This is a genomic window from Patiriisocius sp. (assembly GCF_051252435.1).
In the GTDB taxonomy this organism is placed as follows: domain Bacteria; phylum Bacteroidota; class Bacteroidia; order Flavobacteriales; family Flavobacteriaceae; genus Patiriisocius.
On sequence record NZ_JBPOFW010000003.1, the window covers coordinates 303,484 to 323,674 of the forward strand.

17 protein-coding genes are annotated in these 20,191 nt (G+C 36.4%); 3 read left to right on the forward strand and 14 right to left on the reverse strand.

Annotated features, from left to right (window positions below; translation table 11 throughout):
* Positions 1-101 precede the first annotated feature (101 nt).
* Entirely contained in the window at positions 102-1,526 is a 1,425-nt protein-coding gene (locus ACSHW7_RS08875) for a DUF4041 domain-containing protein (protein WP_435678986.1), read from the forward strand.
* Positions 1,527-1,643: 117 nt separating this feature from the next.
* On the opposite strand, the gene guaB is transcribed toward ACSHW7_RS08875, so the two are convergent.
* The 10 genes from guaB to ACSHW7_RS08925 form a co-directional block, all read right to left on the reverse strand.
* Entirely contained in the window at positions 1,644-3,116 is a 1,473-nt protein-coding gene (gene guaB / locus ACSHW7_RS08880; RefSeq protein ID WP_435678987.1) for an IMP dehydrogenase, read from the reverse strand.
* Between the two features lie 184 nt (positions 3,117-3,300).
* Positions 3,301-5,748 carry a TonB-dependent receptor domain-containing protein gene (locus ACSHW7_RS08885; protein WP_435678988.1) on the reverse strand — a complete coding sequence of 816 codons (2,448 nt, stop codon included), beginning with the start codon at positions 5,746-5,748 and terminating at the stop codon, positions 3,301-3,303.
* Between the two features lie 19 nt (positions 5,749-5,767).
* Positions 5,768-7,129 (reverse strand): HTTM domain-containing protein, encoded by a 1,362-nt coding sequence (locus tag ACSHW7_RS08890; RefSeq protein ID WP_435679132.1) that lies wholly within the window; start codon positions 7,127-7,129, stop codon positions 5,768-5,770.
* 12 nt (positions 7,130-7,141) lie between these two features.
* A complete protein-coding gene (locus ACSHW7_RS08895; protein ID WP_435678989.1) occupies positions 7,142-8,254 on the reverse strand; it encodes an imelysin family protein in 1,113 nt (370 codons plus the stop codon).
* A gap of 75 nt (positions 8,255-8,329) precedes the next feature.
* Entirely contained in the window at positions 8,330-9,553 is a 1,224-nt protein-coding gene (locus ACSHW7_RS08900; protein ID WP_435678990.1) for a DUF4856 domain-containing protein, read from the reverse strand.
* Between the two features lie 220 nt (positions 9,554-9,773).
* Positions 9,774-10,247 (reverse strand): heme-binding domain-containing protein, encoded by a 474-nt coding sequence (locus tag ACSHW7_RS08905; protein ID WP_435678991.1) that lies wholly within the window; start codon positions 10,245-10,247, stop codon positions 9,774-9,776.
* Between the two features lie 68 nt (positions 10,248-10,315).
* Positions 10,316-11,926 carry a bifunctional metallophosphatase/5'-nucleotidase gene (locus tag ACSHW7_RS08910; RefSeq protein ID WP_435678992.1) on the reverse strand — a complete coding sequence of 537 codons (1,611 nt, stop codon included), beginning with the start codon at positions 11,924-11,926 and terminating at the stop codon, positions 10,316-10,318.
* Positions 11,927-12,038: 112 nt separating this feature from the next.
* The gene (locus ACSHW7_RS08915; RefSeq protein WP_435678993.1) at positions 12,039-12,902 is read right to left on the reverse strand and encodes a hydroxymethylglutaryl-CoA lyase; all 864 of its coding nucleotides are present in this window, start codon (positions 12,900-12,902) and stop codon (positions 12,039-12,041) included.
* A 126-nt stretch (positions 12,903-13,028) separates the two neighbouring features.
* Positions 13,029-13,640 carry a LysE family translocator gene (locus ACSHW7_RS08920; RefSeq protein ID WP_435678994.1) on the reverse strand — a complete coding sequence of 204 codons (612 nt, stop codon included), beginning with the start codon at positions 13,638-13,640 and terminating at the stop codon, positions 13,029-13,031.
* Positions 13,641-13,662: 22 nt separating this feature from the next.
* Positions 13,663-14,691, reverse strand: coding sequence for a quinone-dependent dihydroorotate dehydrogenase (locus ACSHW7_RS08925; protein WP_435678995.1), 1,029 nt, complete (start codon positions 14,689-14,691; stop codon positions 13,663-13,665).
* A 137-nt stretch (positions 14,692-14,828) separates the two neighbouring features.
* Here ACSHW7_RS08925 and pepT point away from each other — a divergent pair, with 137 nt between their 5' ends.
* On the forward strand, positions 14,829-16,067 hold the full coding sequence (gene pepT / locus ACSHW7_RS08930) for a peptidase T (RefSeq protein WP_435678996.1): 1,239 nt from the start codon (positions 14,829-14,831) through the stop codon (positions 16,065-16,067).
* Positions 16,068-16,092: 25 nt separating this feature from the next.
* Positions 16,093-16,659 carry an NUDIX domain-containing protein gene (locus ACSHW7_RS08935; protein WP_435678997.1) on the forward strand — a complete coding sequence of 189 codons (567 nt, stop codon included), beginning with the start codon at positions 16,093-16,095 and terminating at the stop codon, positions 16,657-16,659.
* 169 nt (positions 16,660-16,828) lie between these two features.
* On the opposite strand, the gene yajC is transcribed toward ACSHW7_RS08935, so the two are convergent.
* The 4 genes from yajC to ACSHW7_RS08955 all read right to left on the reverse strand — a co-directional run bounded on the left by yajC (position 16,829) and on the right by ACSHW7_RS08955 (position 19,817).
* Positions 16,829-17,125: a preprotein translocase subunit YajC gene (gene yajC / locus ACSHW7_RS08940; RefSeq protein ID WP_435678998.1), complete on the reverse strand. Its 297-nt coding sequence runs from the start codon at positions 17,123-17,125 to the stop codon at positions 16,829-16,831.
* Positions 17,126-17,155: 30 nt separating this feature from the next.
* A complete protein-coding gene (locus ACSHW7_RS08945; RefSeq protein ID WP_435678999.1) occupies positions 17,156-17,629 on the reverse strand; it encodes a DUF1573 domain-containing protein in 474 nt (157 codons plus the stop codon).
* Between the two features lie 65 nt (positions 17,630-17,694).
* Complete coding sequence (nusB, locus tag ACSHW7_RS08950; RefSeq protein WP_435679000.1) at positions 17,695-18,639, reverse strand: transcription antitermination factor NusB; 945 nt, start codon at positions 18,637-18,639, stop codon at positions 17,695-17,697.
* Positions 18,640-18,716: 77 nt separating this feature from the next.
* Positions 18,717-19,817: a Glu/Leu/Phe/Val family dehydrogenase gene (locus ACSHW7_RS08955; RefSeq protein ID WP_435679001.1), complete on the reverse strand. Its 1,101-nt coding sequence runs from the start codon at positions 19,815-19,817 to the stop codon at positions 18,717-18,719.
* Positions 19,818-20,191: the final 374 nt, after the last annotated feature.

Sequence of the window (20,191 nt, forward strand, 5' to 3'; positions counted from 1 at the left end):
AAATTCGGCTTGTGTTCAACCGAATGGTTTGCGCACATTTTCAGCCCTACTGTTTTTATACAGAGCCGTTGTAGCAAATACAAGAAAAATCGAACTAATCAATGACAATAGTACTAATAATCATAATTTTAGCTTTAGGAATTGCACTATTTATTGTGCTAAACCAAAGTAAAAAAGCAAAATCAAAGCTTAATTCTGAAATAGACAAAAAGAGTTTAGAATTAACAGCAAAGTTTGAGGAAAACAATAAACTGAATTCTGACTTACAAAGATTTAGTGGCGTTGTTTCTATTGAGAAAGAAATAGAATTAAAAAATGAAGAACTTTCAGCTATTCAATTAAGAACGAGTGAATTAAATGGAAAGTTTATCGATGCAAAATCAATTTATAAAGAATTAGAAAAAGACATAAGACTTTACCAAAATGATTTAGAGTTTGTCGAACTTGGAATTTACGAACCGATTTTTGATTTAGATACTTCAGAAAAATATCAAGAGCGAATTATCCAAATAGTTACAAGACAAAAGCAACTAATAAAAGGTGGAAATGCTTGTGTTTGCAACACGGAATGGGTTGTCGGTAATAGCCGAAAACAAGGCGAAATAATGACGAGTAGATATATTAATTTGACTTTGAGAGCATTTAATGGAGAATGCGACGCTTTGATTTCAAAAGTCCGTTGGAATAATATCAAGCGCTTTGAAGAGCGTATAACAAAAGCCTACAACGCAATTAATAAACTCGGTCAATCTAACAATACTTTAATCACAGAAAAGTACCTAAAGCTAAAATTGGACGAACTTCATTTAGTCTATGAATTAGCTCACAAAAAACATCAAGAAAAAGAAGAAGCAAGAGCAATAAGAGAAGAACAGCGAGAAGAAGAAAGAGCACAAAGAGAATTTGAAAGAGCAAGAAAAGATGCAGAAATTGAAGAACAACGTTACCAAAAAGCTTTAGAACGTGCAAGAAAGGATTTAGGTTTGGTCAGCGGAGAGCAATTAGAGGAACTTAATTTACAAATCGCCCAGTTAGAGCAAAATTTAAAAGAAGCTCACGAAGCTAAAGAAAGAGCTATTTCAAGAGCCCAAGAGACTAAATCTGGACACGTTTACATAATATCCAATCTTGGTTCATTCGGAGATAATGTTTATAAAATTGGAATGACAAGAAGACTTGAACCAATGGACAGAGTTAAAGAATTGGGAGATGCTTCCGTTCCATTTACATTTGACTTACACGCTATGATTTATTCAGAAAACGCACCTGAACTTGAGAATCTTTTGCATAGAGAATTTGAGGATAGACGCATCAACAAAGTAAATTATAGAAAAGAGTATTTTAGAGTAACATTAGACGAAATTGAAAAAGTAATAATAGAAAAATTTGAAAAAGAGGTAGATTTCATAAAAACAATAGAGGCTCAACAATTCAGAGAAACAAAATCGATAATAAAACAATTGCAACAAGCCAAAAATGAACAAGAAGAAAAGGAAATTGAGAAATATCCAGAAAGCTTATTCTGAAAAAGTACTTGCTACAACACCTGATATAAATCACTAATACTTACACCATTTCCTACAAAAAAAAAGCCAATTCATATTAGATTGGCTTTTTTAATATTTAATATTTCCGAAGAAAACCTACCTACTATAATTAGGCGACTCTTTAGTTATTGTCACATCATGCGGATGACTTTCATTGATTCCGCTTGCGGTTATCTTTACAAAACGCCCCGTTTCTTTCAACGTCTCAATATCCTTTGACCCACAATACCCCATTCCCGCTCTCAAACCTCCAATAAACTGCGTCATACTTTCAACAAGCTCCCCTTTATAAGGCACACGACCTACAATACCTTCTGGTACCAATTTTTTAATATCGTCCTCCACATCTTGAAAATATCTGTCTTTCGAGCCTTGCTTCATCGCCTCGACAGAACCCATTCCACGATACGATTTAAATTTTCTTCCTTCGTAAATGATGGTTTCACCTGGAGACTCTTTAGTTCCTGCCAACAGTGAACCTAGCATCACAGAATCTGCGCCCGCCGCAATTGCTTTAGGGATATCACCTGTGTAACGTATTCCTCCATCTGCAATTACCGGCACGCCACTTCCCTTGATGGCAGCAGCCACTTCCAGTACAGCTGAGAACTGCGGAAATCCAACTCCGGCAACTACGCGCGTTGTACATATTGACCCTGGTCCTATGCCCACTTTTACAGCATCTGCACCTGCTTCAACTAAGTATTTTGCAGCATCTGCGGTTGCAATGTTTCCTACAACAACGTCAAGGTTTGGAAATTTTTTCTTTACTTCTTTTAATACCATTACCACACCTTTGGTATGACCGTGAGCGGTGTCAATAATTACCGCATCTACTTGTGCATTTACGAGAGCCTCAGCTCGTTCTACAGCATCTGCAGTAACTCCTAAAGCCGCTGCAACTCGCAAACGACCAAAAGTATCTTTGTTTGCAATGGGCTTGAGTGTTAGTTTTGTGATATCTCTAAATGTGATTAATCCGAGGAGTTTTCCCGCATCATCAACCACTGGTAATTTTTCGATTTTATTTTTTTGTAGAATGAGCTCAGCTTCTTTTAAAGAAGTTCCTTCGGCAACTGTAACCAGATTTTTCGTAGTCATTATATCGCTCAACTTACGGTCGTAATCTTTTTCAAAACGTAAGTCTCTATTGGTAACAATACCAATGAGCAACCCTTTTTCATCGATGATTGGAATTCCGCCAATGCTGTATTCGCGCATTGTTTTCTGTGCATCGCCAACAGTATTATCTTTTTTGAGTGTCACCGGGTCTTGAATCATGCCGCTTTCGGCACGTTTTACTTTACGTACTTCGGCCGCTTGTTGCTTGATGGTCATATTTTTATGCAAAACACCAATTCCTCCTTCACGAGCAATAGCAATAGCCATGGCACTTTCGGTCACTGTATCCATCGCTGCGGAAACGATAGGCACATTCAATGTAATATTTCTTGAAAATTTTGTTTTGATTGAAACTTCTCTCGGTAGAACTTCAGAAAAAGCGGGAACTAAAAGGACGTCGTCGTAGGTTAATCCCTCTCCTAAAATTTTGTTTTCGTGTGCGGTCATTGCAATTAGTATTTACTTTCTGAAGTAATGAAAGTCGTTAGTATATAATTGCGTGCAAAGGTACTATTATTAATTAAGATTTATGAAATATGACTTCAGAATTACGTATTCTATTTGAACCGATTTAATCCATTTAAAATTTCCGAAGAAAAAATTATAAATCAATTACTCAAAATCAATTTTTCTAATCCAACTTAAACTGCAACAATGCATACCAAGTTCTGGGCTGGCTTGGTAAAATTCCAGGCCCGGGGTATCCCGTTGCGCGACGTGTAAAATAACTATTATCTAGCAAATTATTGATACCAGTTTCTAATTTAAAACGATGATACGTGTACGATAAAGATAGGTCGAGTATATCGTAGGCTGGGATTTCGCCAATAATACCGCTCTGACTTTGGAGGTCGCGGGGTGAATTTGTAGCATCTGTAAATTGTTTGGATAAATAGGTGTATTGAAGGCTTCCTAAAAAGTTTTTGTAGCCAAAGCCAACACCCGTTTTCAAGTTAATCTTTGGGATAAACTCTACTTCTTTTCCTTCTACATTTGTTTCTTCAGATGAAATGTATTCGCTTTCGGTAACTGCCAAGTTAACAAATGCGTTCAACCTAAAATCTTTATTTTCTGAAACCGTTTCCCAAATATTCCAATCGATAAAACTTTCAACACCGTACGTAATTGCATCGCCTATATTGCCACGAAAGCGTTCTTCTTGAATGTCGCTTACTTCTCTCACGATTACCCCCAACCTATCTTGATAACTCAATAAAAAGGCGCCAATATCATAAGAAAGATATTTTTTAAACCTTCCACGCACGCCCAAATCAAAAGTATATCCTTGCTCGTCCGTAATATTTGGATCAACCCTAAATGAGGGATTGACAATGCGGATATCGTTGAACGTAACCGAGCGATAATTCTGGCTAATATTTCCGTAGAGCTCGGTTGCAGAGTTCATTTTATAACTGAGACCAACGCCAAATAAAACAAAGCTTCTATCAAATTCTCGGTTGTCCGGTAACGTCTCATTTGTAATTGGATTTCCAGCCAAGTCCAAAATAATATTTTTGTATTCACCTTCGCTTTGTGTCTTTATATATTCAACCCTAAAACCGGGAGTCACTGAAAATTTATCTGATAGTTTAAAAATGTTTTCGCCAAAAAATGCAAAATTCAAATTTGGGAATGTAAAGTCACTCTGGCGCGTATAATCTGGATATTCGGCATCGGCGAAATCAAAGTTGGCATCCGTCCCATTACTTCCCGGACCTTGCCGTTCGCTATTATTGGATTGATAATATTTTGTTCCCAATAATAATGTACTCTCTTTTTCAAATAAATTATAGCGTGTCAATACGCGCGCTTCAGCTCCCCAGTTATTAAAATTTCCGACAATAAGTTCGCGCGGTGCTTCGAGATTATCATTTTGTGAAACTCTATTTTCTCTAAAACCAACCGATTTTCGCGATGCATTTAAGGCAAAGAGGTTGAGACTAAAATCTGTTTTTTCTGAAATTTCATGCTCCAAACGCAACGAGTATAATTTCCAATTAACGTCAAACCAATTTCTTGTTCTATTGCTAAATGTAGGGTCAGCTTCAAATTGGGCATCGGTCAATCCTCCTGGTTGTTGTGCCAAATAATCCAAAAAACTAAACTCAAAAGCCAAGTTCGTTTTTTCAGAAAAACTGTAATCCACATGCGAAAATGCATTATACGAATCAAACTGAGAATTGGGTCTAAAATCACTCCCTTTTTTATAATTGAAATACGAATAATAACCCACCTTGCCAACGGTACCGCTCACACTATTAAAGCTCGTAAACAAATCGTTACTCCCTAAGGATTGGCGGGATGTCCAAACTATTTTTTTATCTTTTTCGGGTTGCTTTAATTTAAAGTTTATCAAGCCACCAAACTGAGTCCCGTACTGTAAAGAAGCTGCACCGCGCACTACTTCAATAGACTCAATCGCCTCTGCGGGGGGGGTGTAATAACTTTCGGGATACCCCAAAACATCTGCCGAAATATCATACCCATTTTGCCTCGTATTAAAATTAGCACTTCTGTTGGGATTCAAACCACGACCGCCAATATTTAACTGCAATCCAGCATCGTTATTTTCGTAAATATTGAGCCCCACGACTTGCGAATAAATTTGGCGTGCATTACCACTCGCGAGGTTTGCAATAAGATTTTCAACGAGAACAACCTCAGATTTTTTACCTGCGTAAATAGCTGTTCCCTCCACTTCTTTTAACTGCCGGAGCGCAAAAATGCGTTCTTTGCGTTTTGTTATTAAAACTTCAGAAAGTTGTTCTCCAAGCAAGGGTAATTCAATAGTCACGTTTTTGTCTTCGGAAATGGTGAGCATTATTTCCACAACTTCAAATTCCAAAGAAAAAGCGACGAGTTGATAATTACCTGCAGGAATATTGCTGAAATTAAACGTACCCGAAACATCTGTCGTTTCAGAAATACCCAATTGGGTTACATACACCTCAGCACCTTCAATCCCCGAAGCTCCATCTTGAGAAATCACTGTTCCCGACAATTGAAATTGTGCTATTCCTGTCACCGAATATGCGAATAGAAATAGTAGTACTGTATTTTTAATAAATTGGCTAAACATGCTCACTTATTTGTAATTATTAAAATCCCTTAATCTCATCGCCAAACGGCAACAAAAAATCTCTAGGTTTAAATGTTTCTTTCACTTCCATCAAATTAACCTGTGGGTCAACATACGGCTGACTCAATCGCCCATTAAGCGCGACGTAACTTTCTACAAAAACCCCAACGTTTTCAATGCCTTGCGACTCAAAATGTTCACCCAAAAAATGAGCATATTGCAGTATAAAATCGGGCTGTGTGCTCATTTGCTTTTCTTGAAATGGCGATAAGAAATCTGCATTATTTACGAGAAATTGTTTTCCTGTCTTTGTGTCCTTTACTTTAAATTGAGCGTATCCCGCTTTTTCCATCAACATGACGCGCCACGAAAAGCGATAGCCTTCTTCGGTCCAAAAAAGCTCATTGGGATATGCCAAATACCGCCATGGTAAAAGCACTTGAATAACGAGAAATAATCCCACAATAATGATTGAAATTTTAGACCCAAAATGATATGCTCGTGAGGATGAAAATTGTTGAATTTTGACTTCGGAAATTTTAAATAATTTAGAAATTCCGTTGATAATTTTTTGATGAAAAGATGCGTCAAAAAATATCAATGCGCTCACAATCATCACAAATGGAAACACCCCAATAGGAAACAACACGCGCGTCATTACATGAAAAACAATCACTAAAAAAAACGCTATTTTTCTAGTGGGTTTGTATAAAAGCAGAAAAGGTATCAATAAATCGTAAAGCATTCCACCCCAACTAAATGCATAATGAAGCCACTCTTGTTGCAGCACATTTCCGAAGAAAGGAATATCATATTTTGAAGGTAGCCAAATCTTTAATGGCATGGCTTCAAGCAACCAATCGCTGTTCAATTTAGCCAATCCAGCATAAAAATAAACGATAAAAAGTAGTGCTTTTATAACATCAATAGTCCAGCGAGGTACGGTTGAAAAATTGCGTTTGGCATTACGATAAGCGTCTATGGAAAAATAAACATTTGCTGGCAAAAACAGCATCAAAAATGCCATACAGCTTATAAAATAATAATGGTTGAGATAGGTGGTTTTGTCAATGAGTTCGATATACGTAAAACTCAAAAAGAACACAATAATCGCTATTCTATATTTGTATCCCAACGCGACACAAAGCGCAGCGATTCCGCAGATAATAAAGAGTGCATAATTGTATATGCCAAGAGATTGCACCCATTCAAAGCCAAAGTATTTAAAATGAAACGGCGGGTCTATATAGAGTTCTTGTATCCAACCGTTAGCCCAAAACCGGACCATGCTGTACACCATCATCAACCCAAAACAAATACGAAAGACTGCCAACGGGGCAGCCTTTATTTGTGTGTTTAAATATGTGTTGAGCGCTTTGATATTTACAATCTATTAATCTCCGTCTGCGTCGACATAATTAATATTGATGCTCAATGCCTGCAGCATATCCACCTTCATCAAAATGACATTGCGTTGCAGCTCATCATACGTTGCGGTCATTTGACTGTTGTCTTGCGCTATCTGTTCTACAAAATTATTTGAAAGATTTGAAATTTGACTATTTGCCGCTGTAAATTGATTGTCTATCAATGTGCTCAAATCGCTTCCGTTTTTAACTACGTTTAATGCATCGAGATATGCTTTTAAACTTGGGCCTGATGTTGTTCCGTTTCCGTTGAAAAAATCACGCGTAGCTTTTAGTGCGTCTTGTAGTAATTGCTTTGAAATATCTTTCTTATAAAATGCTTCGACATTTTGAGGCAAAGGATTTGCGGAAAAAACACCTGCCGGAATACCTACTTTACCCGCTCTCAACGATTTTTCGTAATAAAATATAAAGGCGTTTACCGTTTGATCAACAGCACCTGAAGCTGATGAACTTGTATTGGTAATATATGTGTTTCTGAAATTTGAATTCCAATCTACCAGTACTTGGTTTGCTAGGCTTTTAATATTTTCTGAAAGTGATTTTAAGTATGCTCTATAGTTTTCTGCATTGGCATCCGTAATGTATTTGTTGATTGTTTCTTGATCTGTTCCAGATCCGTTTAATAAATAATCCATTGCGGGAAATCCTTGTGCATCAACGGTAGAAGGTAATTCAAAATTCCAAGAGCCTTGCGAAATTAAATCTTCAATTTCTTGGGAATTGGTAGGATAAATATTGATTCGGTTTCTAACGTTTAACATTTCGGCTTTGCCTATTTCAAACATAGAAACTTTTTGAAAAGAGCGATATGCCGTTAACCAATCCTCACGAAGTTGTGCTAAAGTAGCTATAGAAGGAGCTGTATTAAAATTGTCCACACTCGCGTCAAGCGCCAAAGCTTTTGCATCAAAATCTGTGTACGCAGGAATGATAAAGTTATCTGCCCAATGTACCAACATGGCACCCCTATCAAAGTTGTCATTTGCCCCTGGATTTTGGTCGCTTGCACCGTCATCGGTATCGCAAGAAACCGCTATAAATAGGGCGATTAAAAGGTATGCTTTAAAATATTTCATATAAACTTTTTTAAAATTTAATAAAAGCAACTGCTTGAAATTCAACGCAGTTACCTTCACATAAAAAACAAATCTTTAATTTGTACTTGCCGCTTGTGCCACGGTAAAGTCAAATTTTGCTGCGATGGCTTCGGAAATAGAATCGATTGTAGCCGGTGTTAACGTCCAAAAACCATTATTGGTTTCATCCACCAATTGTGCTAAAAGGTCATCCACTTCAGTTCTGCTAAAAAGAGATTCGTTACTTTGAGTATCTCTGGTAAAACGGAGGCTGTAAACAAATCCGTACGCTTCCGAAAGGGCGTGGAATGCACCTGTTTGATTTCCTTCAACAATTTTGTTTTTTCCGTTTTGCAAGTAGAAAATTCCGCGAATAGCGATTACTTCAGAAATTTTCTGGCGGATGATAGCCGCTTGTGCATCACGAACTTCGTAGTTCTTCGCAACGATTGCTGCACGACCCAATTTAAAAGCTTCAAATATTTCTGCGGCAATTGTATTAAAATCTGGATCATCATTTACACGACCTGTATATTCATTTAAAAATCTATCGTCTTCTCCAATGGTTAGGTTTGGATTTGATGGGTCTGCAGAAGTTCCGTAAATGTACCCGTAGGCCTCATCCCATTTGTGCTCCATGGCAGTATATACATTTTCTCCGTCCAGAATATCATTGTCGTTATTCTCTCTATTATCTGCTTCATCAAGCACAGCAGTTCCTAAATAATTATTGAGCATTTGGTCCATCATTAACGCTCCAATAAGGCTTTTTGCAAATGCTTGATTATATTCTAATCCGTTACCGTTTACATAACGTGTTCTACTTCCATCAGCAATTTGACCTGCTATGCCTGGCTCAGCCAAAGTGTTTTGATTTGGAAATACTTCATTTACTTGACCAGAAATATATCCATCAAAGGTGTTTTTGATCAAAGCAGCTTCGGTCGTATTTGAATTAAAGAAATCTTGGGAAGCGGCAACTTTACTTCTTAAGCTTTTATCTGAAGCATTTAAATCTGCATCACTAAAATCGTTTGCACCTTCTTGATGTGCAAACATGGCTAATATAGAAGCTTCAGTAGCATTGTCAAAATCTGTAAATGCAGATGTTGTTTCTTGTGCCATTAAAATGCGTGTAGTTTGTCCAGAAAAAGAAACGGTAGATTGATTGTTTCTTGTAAAAGTATATGTTGCTGGTGCTTCAACAACATCATTTAATAGTATTGTACCGTCATCATTTTTATCGCAAGAAGCAAAAGTGGCTGCAATGATGAGTGAGAGGGATAAAAGCTTTTTCATTGATTTTTATTTAGACTGAATATAAATAGTTTGTTCATTTCAGGTGCAAAAATAAATACCATTGTTCAATCGGACAAGTTTATTTAGATTAAATCTAGATAAACTTAATGTTAAATTTATACCCGATTGTTTTTCAATTAAATACATAAAAAAAACTTTCAAATTTCATTTTAATGAAACTTGAAAGTTTTGAATGTCTTATTAAAATTTATACGTCTTGTTATTTTGACATCTGCGCCATTTCCCTTTGGTACTTCACTCTTTGCAGTTGTGCCCAGCCTAATATTAACTTTGTTTCGGCATCTGTTAAATCTCCGTGAAGCCACGTATAACTGTCAAGTGGCATTTCGCCATCTTCAACAAATTCTATCAATTCATCTAGTTTGTGGTCTTTCTTTTTAGCTGAATACGACTCCCATGCTGAAACATTAAAATGCTTCTTCCCATCAGCAATGTGATCTTCTAACCAAAACGAAGCTGGAGCAATCTCTGAATACCAAGGATACACTGTTTGGTCACTATGACAATCGTAGCAGTTGGTTTTAAAAACCTCGGCAAGTGTTGGAGAGACAGCAGCATCTTTTTCAAAATGGGCTACAGTTTCGTACCCACTCTGGTTTTTTTCAGGTCTGATAAATTGCATAATAACAAATGCTGCCAATGCGAGAATCAAAAAATATTTTAGAAATTTCATAGTTTCAAAATTTAAGAGACAAAAGTAATTATTATTTAGAATAGTTCTAATTAATAGTAAGAAATAATTTATAATGTTTTCATAAATGTGATGACGGCCTTCCTTATATCGCTTGCAGGTTCTGTAGTTTTTGGAATATAAACACTTTTAATTCCAGGATGTTTGTCGGTCAAAAAAGGAATGTCAAATCCTTTTAATAGAAAATCACTAATTGCAACAGTATAAATGGTATCCAATTGTAAAGGTTTTGAATGTATCAACCATTCGCCTTTGTCACTTTTTGAAACCTTATAACGCTGTAGATAAGCTCCGGTGCCCGAACTTATTTCTCCATAATCCAGCACCTCTTTTAATAAAGTTCCCGTCATCTCAACGCGCTGCACATTTCCGCCGAAAGGCAAAATCCTAAAAATATCGATGCTCGCAATATCGCCCATTAATTTATCGTCCAAGCGAAAAGAACCCCCATTGACCAAAGCTATCTCAGCGGGTTTATCAAATGACTTTGCCATAGCTTCGGTAATAATGTTGCCCACATTTGTTTGCATACTTCTTCCGGATGTATCGGTTGCATCAAGAGGAATTTTTGTGGTATAAATAATTTCGTCTGGGTTGTCAATGACTTGTTTTATTTCTGTATTTAAAATAGCTTCCCATCTATCCACTATTGTTTTTACTTTGGGCAATGACGGTACTTTTTCGTTGATTTCAACCAACTGCGAATCCTTCGTTAACTGCTCCGTTTTTTTGTTATACGTTAACGTATGTACATAAATGGTTTTGGCGTTTGCATCTGCCTTTGTTATGTAGGTGTTTCCCGCGGGCACCTTCATATTTGTATGTTCGTGACCGCCCATGATTAAATCGGTTTCCGTTAAATCCTCTGCCACCAAAATATCTTCACCGATTTCAAGATGAGTCAAACCTATAATGATATCGCTATTTGACTGTTGCAAAGCGGTGTATGCACTGCGCGCTTCTAGCGCATAATCTGCATAATACACATATTCCACGGGATTTGAGTCTACAGTTACGCTATAAAAACCCATGCGTAAGGGATACTCCTCTCCTATCTCAATGTCGTAAAAAATGGTTTCGGGTATTCTAATAGAGTCGCCGTTTTTAACTCTATAAAAACTTTTAATATTGTCTCCTTTTTTCTGAAATACATTTGCCGAAATCCATTCAAAATCAGATTCATTTAAGCGTTCTTGCAATTCTTCTTCGCTTAAATCAAATTCGTGATTTCCAAAGGTAGCCAAGTCAAATTTCATTGCATTCATCACTTCAATCATCTGTTTTCCCTTTACTCGCTTGCCGTCCACTTTGAGCGTTCCCAATAGTGACGGATTTAAAAAATCGCCAGCCATGACTAGATAGCTGTTCGGGAATTGCTTTTTGATAGAGTCGCTAATATGCGCCACACGTGCCATCCCACCATATTGCCCATCACTCAAAGGAGCAATTTCATACACATCGTTGACTTGGATTAATTTAATGGTAGTGAGGTCATTACTTTTTACTTCGGAAATTTTAGTCGATTTACAACTGTTTAGAAGAATGAAAAAAGAAGAAAGCAGAAAAATTGATTTTATAATATCGCTAACAGAATTATCTCCAATTGAAGTTTTGGCTCTTAAGTGAGTTTTTTTGAATTCAGATGTTTTAAACAAATTCATTTCTAAATATTTTATGGTTTCATTTCAGAAGAAATAGTAATGAGAATAACATTTCAGTAATGGAAAGTGAACTCATTTCAGCATTAATAAGTCCGCATAATAAAACTTCTAATTAATGATATAAATTAAAGATTTTGCTAGCCTCGTTATGGGCACTCTCAAAACTCATTGTTTTAATGTCATTGGGTGCTTTTACAGTGTTAAAATAGCTTAGCATTTTTTCGGTTGGCATATTTCCTGTGAGTTCATCTTTTGCCATTGGACAACCGCCAAATCCTTGAATCGCGCCGTCAAATCTACGACAGCCTGCATTGTAAGCCGCGTCTATTTTTTCATGCCATGTGGTTGGTGTTGTGTGTAAATGTGCGCCAAACTCTATCTTAGGATATTTATCTATCAAGTTTGAAAAAAGATAGTCAATAATTTCGGGCGTTGATGTACCCACGGTATCACTCAACGATAAGATTTTTACTCCCATCCCGTCCAACTTTTCTGCCCATTCGCCAACGATATCAACATTCCAAGGGTCGCCGTACGGATTTCCAAATCCCATAGACAAATAGGTCACTACTTCTTTATTTCTTGCATCGGCAATATTCAATATTTCCTGAAGCGTTTCAATAGACTGCGCTATTGTTTTATGGGTATTACGCATTTGAAAATTTTCTGAAATCGAAAAAGGATATCCTAAATATTTTATCTCTTCATGCTCAACAGCTGCTTCTGCCCCTCTCACATTTGCAATAATGGCAAGTAATTTACTTTTTGTGGAAGACAAGTCAAGTTGCGATAAAACTTCGGCTGTATCCACCATTTGAGGGATGGCCTTGGGTGAGACAAAACTTCCAAAATCAATCGTATCAAAGCCACAGCGCAATAACGATTGTATGTATTGCACTTTCTTTTCCGTTGGAATCCAATCCTTTATCCCCTGCATAGCGTCGCGAGGACATTCTATAATTTTTACTTTTTGCATTAGCGTAAAGATAAGGAGATTTTAAACGTGGGTTTTAGGTTGGAATAGATTTTTTGAAATGCATTTTTCTCATCAAGGCTTCCACTGCGCTCAACCAAATACCGCAACTGAAATTAATTAATTCTTCTACAATAGTATAAACACCGCTATCCCCACAAAAACAACAATCTGCAACCATTTCATTACAAACCCAACATTATTATTTTCTTTTAAATAGATTGAAATCTTTCCAGCGAGCAAAGCGATTAAACTAAAAACAATAAAACTCATCGCCATAAATGTGATACCCAAAATATAGAATTGGCTCACCGTATTCCCTCCGGGATTCCAAAGAAAACCTGGAAAGAAAGCGAGGAAAAAAATCATCACTTTTGGGTTGAGAAGATTCATAATCACACCTTGCTTAAATAACGACCAATACGATTTTTTAGGCGCATTCGTAGTCATATCTATCGATGCATCACTCTTAAAAACCTTGTACGCCAAATAAAGTAAATACAAAGCACCAAGAATTTTAATCCCATAAAACAAATTGTCTGATGCTGTTATTACTGCTGAAATTCCAAATGCCAAAAAACTCGTGTGAACGATGCAACCACTTATCAAACCAGCCGTTGTTGCAATACCGCTTTTTGTGCCATTGACCAAAGATTGCGTGAGCACATAAATATTATCTGGTCCGGGAGAAATGGCAAGCGCGATTGTTGCGAGAGAGAATGAAAAAAGGGATTCGAGCATTCTGGAAATAGTGTTTAAATTTCTACTTCGCTAACAATGCCTTATTAATATCTTTAATAAGACTCGGTCCTTCATATATAAAGCCTGTATAAATTTGGATTAAATCTGCACCAGCATCTAGCTTTTCAAGCGCATCGGCTGCACTGTGAATGCCTCCTACACCAATAATTGGGAACGCTTTGTTACTTTTATCGGCAAGATATTTTATTACTCGCGTACTTTTATTTTTAATGGGTTGACCGCTCAATCCTCCATTACCTATTTCTTTAAGCCTTTCTTCTGAGGCTTTAAGTCCACTTCTATCTGTAGATGTATTGCTAGCAATTACTCCGTCGAGTTTGGTTTCTAAAACCAATTCAACAATTTCATCCAATTGTACATCGTTTAAATCGGGAGCAATTTTGAGTAGAATCGGTTTCTGTTTTTTAAACATTTTATTGGCTTCTTGCACCGCCCCGATCAATTCTTCCAAATAATCTTTATCGTTCAATTTTGCGTGGCTTCCCACGTTTGGGCAACTTACATTCAGCACAAAATAATCCACATACGGATGCAGCGCATTAAAACATGTCAAGTAATCTGCGGTATAATTTTCTGGAAGTGTTTGTGTATTTTTACCTATATTTCCGCCAATGATGAGCTTACCTTTGTTTTTCTTCAGCTGAAATATTGCAGCATCGAGCCCTTCATTATTGAAACCCATTCGGTTGATAATCGCTTTATCGTCTTGCAACCGAAACAATCTTTTTTTAGGATTTCCCTCTTGCCCTTTGGGAGTGACAGTACCAATTTCAATAAACCCAAAACCAAAGTTTGCCAACTCATTATAAAGAACCGCATTTTTATCAAATCCGGCAGCCAATCCCACAGGATTTGAAAACTTTAAACCGAAAAGTTCTCTTTCTAATTTCGGATTTTTAATTTGGAATATATTTCTGAATAGACCCCCAAAACCTAACGTATGAGCAACCTTAATCATATTAAATGTCGCATAATGTACTTTTTCAGGGTCAAAATTGAAGAGTAGCGGGCGAACAAGTGTTTTGTACATACGGTTGAAATATGAATGCAAAAATACGAATAAAATATTTCTGAAATTAATTAGATAACGCAACATAAAAAGTAACGATTATGTTTATTTTGTAACTTGATGTTTAACTAAAAATACACGCCTCCGCGAGTACTATTATGATAGAAAAAGACAAACTTATTAAGAGATTTATTAGCTATGTAACCGTCGATACAGAAAGCGACCCGGAAAGTGACACTACGCCTAGTAGCGCAAAACAGTGGGATTTAGCGAATGCACTTGTGGAAGAGTTAAAGCAAATTGGACTAGAAGATGTTACTATTGATGCGAACGCATATATTATGGCAACACTGCCCAGCAATGTGGAACACACGGTACCTGTGATTGGATTTATCTCCCATTTTGATACCACACCAGATTTTACAGGAAAAAACGTTAAACCTCAAATTATTGAAAATTATGACGGAAATGATATCATATTAAACAAAGAACAAAACATCATTCTATCGCCGGACTATTTTGAAGACCTTTTACAATATAAAGGACAAACTATTATTACCACAGACGGAACTACTTTATTGGGCGCCGATGACAAAGCCGGTATTGCCGAAATTATTTCGGCCATGGAATATTTAGTGAATCACCCTGAAATAAAACATGGGAAAATCCGCATAGGTTTTACGCCAGATGAAGAAATAGGACGAGGCGCGCATAAATTTGATGTGGTGAAATTTGGTGCAGATTGGGCATACACCATGGACGGAAGCCAAGTAGGTGAACTTGAATATGAAAATTTCAACGCAGCTGGAGCCGTTGTTACCATTGAAGGTAAAATAGTTCACCCAGGCTATGCCAAAGGAAAAATGGTCAATAGTATGTACATCGCTACAGATTATATAAACTCACTCCCGCGATTGGAAACGCCAGAACACACGAGTGACCGAGAAGGCTTTTTTCATTTATACAGCGTAAAAGGAGAAGTGGATAGTACAAAACTACAGTACATTATTCGTGATCATGACAAAGGTCATTTTGAAGCCAGAAAAGAAATGATGCAAAAGCTGGCAGATGAACTCAACCAACAATTTGAAAAAGAATTGGTTACTGTTGAAATAAAAGACCAATATTTTAACATGCGCGAAAAGATTGAACCTGTAATGCACATTGTTGATATTGCTGAAAAAGCTATGAAACAAGCTGGCATCACACCATTAATTAAACCTATACGCGGTGGCACAGATGGTTCGCAATTAAGTTTTATGGGACTACCCTGCCCCAACATATTTGCAGGCGGTCATAATTTCCACGGAAGATTTGAATATGTACCCGTGGAATCTATGCAAAAAGCAATTGAAGTAATCGTGAATATTGCGCAGTTGGTGGCTGAGGAGGAATAAGGCCATACAAATAATTTACAGCGCAATGAAATACAGAATAATAAAAGAAGAAACTGTTTTTGACAATTTTTTTAAAATTAAAAAAGCAAAAATTGAACACGATTCGTTTGACTCTAATACCATTGAAATTGACAGACTTTGTTTTGAAAGAGGAGATTCTGTAGCAATTTTAATTTATGAAAAGGATACTGATACGTTATTATTTACAAATCAATTTAGATATCCCACAATAAAGGAAGAGGACGGTTGGATACTCGAGCTAACTGCCGGAACATTAGAGACAAATGATAACCCTAAGAAAAGAGCTAGAAAAGAAGTTGAAGAGGAAATTGGATATAAAATAACTCAACTTGAATTTATAAATTCATTCTTTGTTTCACCTGGTGGAACATCAGAAAGAGTTTTCCTTTATTATTCTGAAGTAAACTTATCAGACAAGGTTTTTGACGGTGGAGGAATGAAATATGAAAATGAGGATATTGAATTAATCAAGATTAAAACTAATGATTTAATTGATACGTTAGAAAATAATCAATTCCGAGATGCTAAAACCATCATTGGAATACAGTGGTTTTTAAATCATAAAATTTAAAAATCAAATAAATGTATTTCCCCATTAAATCTTTAAGTCAAATTTAAAGAACACATAAATAATCTCTAGCACATTTTCGCGTAAGCTTAAAACACTTAACTATAAATTATAGCGCATAAAAAAACCTTCAGCTTTCAACTGAAGGTTTTTCTTTAACATACTTACCAAACTACTTTTTTTGGATAAGCTTATTTTCTTTGGGCGGTATATTTTGCTTTTGGCTCAACTCCATTGAAAGTGCTGAACGTTCAAACTTCATTTTACCTGCGCCAGATTCTATAATACACGTTCCGTCGTCATTAAGACTCAATATTTTACCGTGCAACCCACTTTTAGTAACTACTTTATCACCAGATTTTATCTCTTGAATATACTTCTTTTCTTTCTTTTGCTTCTGCATAGAAGGTCTTATCAAGAAAAAATACATAACTCCAAAGAGTAAAATTAAGGGAAGGAACTGTTCCATAATTATGGGGAATCTTTATTTAGTATCTAATTACTTAGTTGCTGGTACTGCTGCTGCTCCTTCTTTAGGCTGAACGAAAGCTTTAATCAACAAAGTTTCTTTTCCAGCTGCAGTATTTGCAGTAACTGTTACGGTTTTACTAACTTGGTTTTTACCGCTACCGTTAAATTTAACTAACAACTCACCTGACTCTCCTGGAGCAACTGGCTTATCAGTAAATGATGGTACAGTACAACCACAGCTACTTTTTGCGTCAACGATTACTAAGTTACTTGTTCCTGTATTTGTAAATTTGAAGATGTGCTCAACAGCTGTTCCTTGTGCTATTTCACCAAAATCATATTGCTTTTCGTCAAAAGTCATTACCGGATATTCACCAGCTTTTGCATCACGGTCAGCAGCTGCAGTTACATTTGTCTCACTTACTTTGTCTGCTGCGTTATCTTTACAAGATGTGAATGCCAATAGAGCCATTACAGCGACCATTAAAATTGAATTTTTCATAGGTATTAAATTATGGTTAAATAAATTTATTTTTAAGAGGTACAAAAGTACTTAAAAATTTATGACTAGCGTAACCCGCGACCAATTTTATGAATTTTTTGTGAGGCCTCAAATTCCTTGACCAATTTGTCCAAAATTCCGTTGATGAATATGCTACTTTTTGGGGTTGAATATTCCTTCGCTATTTCCAAATACTCATTGATTGTAGCTCTGACAGGGATGGATGGAAAATATAAAAATTCTGAAATTCCCAACTTTAAAATAATCATGTCCATTTCAGCAATACGTTCTTTATCCCAATTGGGTGTTTTTCCTTCGATTGCTTCACTCAGCACATTATCTTTTAGAATCACTTTTCTGAGTAAATCCAACGCGTATTGACGGTCATCTTCATCTTTATAAAGACTGGGCATCACAATACTACTTTCATTTTTATCTGAAATTTTACCCAACATTTTCGCGATGGCTGTATTGACAATTGGAAAATCATCCACCCACGTCAATCGTTTATCTTCTATATAATCGTAATATTTCTCGTTGGGCGCTATTACCTTTTTAAAGAGCTTTGAAACAAAATCCTGATCTTGCTTATAGCTCACTTCAGAAAGTGAAAGGTATTCTTTGTAAAAATCTCGCTGGCGTAGATCTTTCAACAATATGGCAACATACTCGTCATCTTGTTTCCAGTAATTGAGTTTTTTGTTTTTTATGTACGTGGCAAGGTCTTCGTTTTCTGCAATGAGTTCAATCACTTTATTATCAATAAAGGCTTTGCTGTAATTTTTTTCTTCGGAAGTAGCCAGGTGCTTTTTTTGTGACTTTACAAGAAATTTTGCTTCGGCATCGCGCATTTCAACTAACAATTGTAGTGACAATGCATATAAATCCAGCATTTGGTCGATGCTGTAAAACATAAATTTTTCCTGTTTGTCCAGATCTGGATTTTCACTTTGGTTAAAAGCATAGATGCTCTGCATTACTTTTACCCTTATGTGTCTTCTTGTTAGCATAGTTTGAAAGAACTTATTTAATAAAAAACCGCACTAAATTTTAGTGCGGTGCAAAGATATTGTTTTTTAAAAATAGTCTACCCTTTTTCAGCTTTTCTTGCATCAATTCTTGATTGCGCAATAGCTAATGCCGCCGAATGTGTAGTTACATTATTCTTTTCAGCATTTTTCAAAATCTCTAAAGTCGTATTATATATGTTTTCGGTCTTACGGATGATTTCTTGTCTTCCGTAGTTCTCTAACTCTGCATACACATTGATAATTCCTCCAGCGTTAATCAAGAAATCCGGCGCATACACAATACCTCTTTCTCTCAATAGCATTCCGTGTTTATTTTCTTCGGCCAGTTGATTGTTTGCAGCTCCAGCAATTACTTTAGCTTTTAACTGAGGAATCGTGGTATCGTTTACAGTTGCCCCCATGGCACATGGTGCGTAGATATCCATTTCTTCGGCGTGAAGATTGCTTCCACCATAAATTTCTACATTGTATTTATCTCTTACTTCTTCTAGGCGCGCTTGATTAATATCTGCAATCATTACTCTCGCACCTTCATTGCTCAAATGCTCAACCAAGGCTTCTCCCACATTACCAATTCCCTCGACATAGATTACTTTATTTTCAAGGTCATCGCTACCAAATTTATATTTCGCCGCAGCTTTCATTCCCATAAAAACTCCATACGCAGTAATTGGAGAAGGATTTCCTGCCCCACCTTTATCTTCACTAATTCCGGTAACATAAGGAGTCACTGTACGCACAAGATCCATATCTGCAGTGGTCATTCCCACATCCTCTGCAGTAATGTATTTTCCGTTCAATGAATGCACAAATTCACCAAATTTCAACATCAATTCTGGCGTTTTTTGAGTTTTAGCGTCACCAATAATAACCGCTTTTCCACCCCCTAAATTCAATCCTGTGATGGCCGACTTAAAACTCATCCCTCGAGACAAGCGCAATACGTCGTTCAAAGCTTCCCACTCACTATTGTATTGATACATTCTCGTACCTCCAAGCGCAGGCCCTAGCGTAGTATTGTGTATCCCAATGATGGCTTTCAAACCCGTCTCGCTGTCGTTACAAAAAACGATTTGCTCGTGGTTATCAAATGAAAGTTGTCCAAAAACTGGAGCTACTTTATATAAATCTTTTGTTGATAAAATTTCAGATTGCATAGTTTTCTATTTTTCATATCCTCAAAAAGGACGTGCAAAAGTAGTAGAATACTGAACATTCCACAAAACGAATAGAGTTAAAACGAGAATTTGTTAATAACTTGAAATCTTAATGAAAGCTAACATCAATAAAGACAAAGCTCTAAATAGCCAAGAATCATAAAATTTATTTTGAAAAATTCTTTCTAATGAAATTCTCATCACTTCGGAAATGTGACAACAGCAATAATTAATAGGTGTTTCAGTCATATTTCCGAAGTAAAACAAAACGGCGAAACCTTGTTAAAATTAATTCTAAAAAAACAACCTTTTAAAACCAAAACAATAAACCACTCAACGATACACTATTTGCCATACTCTCGTATCTTTGCCGT

Excerpts from the sequence above, each read along its gene's own strand:
- ACSHW7_RS08895 (WP_435678989.1), bottom strand. The coding sequence starts at position 8,254 with ATGAAATATTTTAAAGCATACCTTTTAATCGCCCTATTTATAGCGGTT.
- ACSHW7_RS08885 (WP_435678988.1), bottom strand. The coding sequence starts at position 5,748 with ATGTTTAGCCAATTTATTAAAAATACAGTACTACTATTTCTATTCGCA.
- pepT (WP_435678996.1), top strand. The coding sequence starts at position 14,829 with ATGATAGAAAAAGACAAACTTATTAAGAGATTTATTAGCTATGTAACC.
- ACSHW7_RS08935 (WP_435678997.1), top strand. The coding sequence starts at position 16,093 with ATGAAATACAGAATAATAAAAGAAGAAACTGTTTTTGACAATTTTTTT.
- ACSHW7_RS08945 (WP_435678999.1), bottom strand. The coding sequence starts at position 17,629 with ATGAAAAATTCAATTTTAATGGTCGCTGTAATGGCTCTATTGGCATTC.
- yajC (WP_435678998.1), bottom strand. The coding sequence starts at position 17,125 with ATGGAACAGTTCCTTCCCTTAATTTTACTCTTTGGAGTTATGTATTTT.
- ACSHW7_RS08925 (WP_435678995.1), bottom strand. The coding sequence starts at position 14,691 with ATGTACAAAACACTTGTTCGCCCGCTACTCTTCAATTTTGACCCTGAA.
- guaB (WP_435678987.1), bottom strand. The coding sequence starts at position 3,116 with ATGACCGCACACGAAAACAAAATTTTAGGAGAGGGATTAACCTACGAC.
- ACSHW7_RS08900 (WP_435678990.1), bottom strand. The coding sequence starts at position 9,553 with ATGAAAAAGCTTTTATCCCTCTCACTCATCATTGCAGCCACTTTTGCT.
- ACSHW7_RS08875 (WP_435678986.1), top strand. The coding sequence starts at position 102 with ATGACAATAGTACTAATAATCATAATTTTAGCTTTAGGAATTGCACTA.
- ACSHW7_RS08905 (WP_435678991.1), bottom strand. The coding sequence starts at position 10,247 with ATGAAATTTCTAAAATATTTTTTGATTCTCGCATTGGCAGCATTTGTT.
- ACSHW7_RS08920 (WP_435678994.1), bottom strand. The coding sequence starts at position 13,640 with ATGCTCGAATCCCTTTTTTCATTCTCTCTCGCAACAATCGCGCTTGCC.
- nusB (WP_435679000.1), bottom strand. The coding sequence starts at position 18,639 with ATGCTAACAAGAAGACACATAAGGGTAAAAGTAATGCAGAGCATCTAT.
- ACSHW7_RS08910 (WP_435678992.1), bottom strand. The coding sequence starts at position 11,926 with ATGAATTTGTTTAAAACATCTGAATTCAAAAAAACTCACTTAAGAGCC.
- ACSHW7_RS08915 (WP_435678993.1), bottom strand. The coding sequence starts at position 12,902 with ATGCAAAAAGTAAAAATTATAGAATGTCCTCGCGACGCTATGCAGGGG.
- ACSHW7_RS08955 (WP_435679001.1), bottom strand. The coding sequence starts at position 19,817 with ATGCAATCTGAAATTTTATCAACAAAAGATTTATATAAAGTAGCTCCA.